The sequence below is a fragment of the Frankia sp. CcWB2 genome, assembly GCF_977927585.1.
Genome location: NZ_CDWRCM010000013.1, coordinates 35,109 through 35,538 on the forward strand (window position 1 = coordinate 35,109; position 430 = coordinate 35,538).

1 pseudogene is annotated in these 430 nt (G+C 71.9%); it reads right to left on the reverse strand.

What is annotated here, in order from left to right:
* Positions 1-430: pseudogene (locus ACY45C_RS02995) on the reverse strand (citramalate synthase); the annotation flags it as partial.

The window sequence follows — 430 nt, forward strand, 5'->3', positions numbered from 1 at the left end:
TGCTGGTACAGGTCCGGATCGACCTTGACGGCGCTGGCGTGCAGGCCGGCCTTGTGCGCGAAGGCGCTGGCCCCGACGTACGGCCGGTGCGGGTCGGGCACGGAGTTGGTGACCTCGTCGATCGCGTGGGAGACCCGGACGAGCTCACGCAGCCGCCCGGGCGGCAGCACGGCCCGGTCCAACTTGGTCTCCAGACCCGCGATGACGCTCAGCAGGTTGGCGTTCCCGCACCGCTCGCCGTAGCCGTTTGTGGTGCCCTGCACGTGGGTGACGCCGGCCTCCACCGCCACCAGGGTGTTCGCGACCGCGCAGTCGGCGTCGTCGTGGCAGTGGATACCGAGCCGGGCGCCGGTCGTGGCGAGAACATCGGCGACGACCGCGCCGATCCGCGCCGGGAGCATGCCGCCGTTCGTGTCGCACAGCACGACGA